The organism is Helicobacter sp. T3_23-1056, from assembly GCF_053654535.1.
This window is the reverse complement of sequence record NZ_JBSIUU010000115.1, coordinates 1-344: the sequence shown is the minus strand read 5'-3', so window position 1 is coordinate 344 and position 344 is coordinate 1. Positions and strand designations below refer to the sequence as shown.

The 344-nt window shown below is 39.0% G+C and carries 1 protein-coding gene; it reads left to right on the top strand.

The features are described from left to right. Positions 1 to 235, top strand: a 235-nt coding sequence (locus tag ACWIUO_RS13955; RefSeq protein WP_454178484.1) for a hypothetical protein, incomplete at its 5' end; no start/stop codon positions are given. Positions 236 to 344: the final 109 nt, after the last annotated feature.

Sequence of the window (344 nt, the reverse complement as noted above, 5' to 3'; positions counted from 1 at the left end):
TAAAAGCCCAAAAAAAGGGGGAGTGATGATAATATCTTATATTTGTGAAAGGTGCTATGCGCCAAATGACAACGCCAAGCTAGAGTTTGCAAGGGATTGGGCTTTGGATTTGTATGATGTGCATTCGCAGGTGCAAGTCGCCCGTGTGGTATGTGAAAAATGCCAAAATGTTAATTTTATTCAAATTAGCATTAAGCATTGTATTTTTAAGCAAGAGGTAGCCCAAAAGGCTTAAGCTAGCTAGAATCTAAACGCAAAAAACAAGCAAAACGCTTCATTAGCCCTTTTTGCTGTGTAAAGCAAAGACTGCAAAGCAAGACTTCAAACGCGTTTTAAGCGTGATA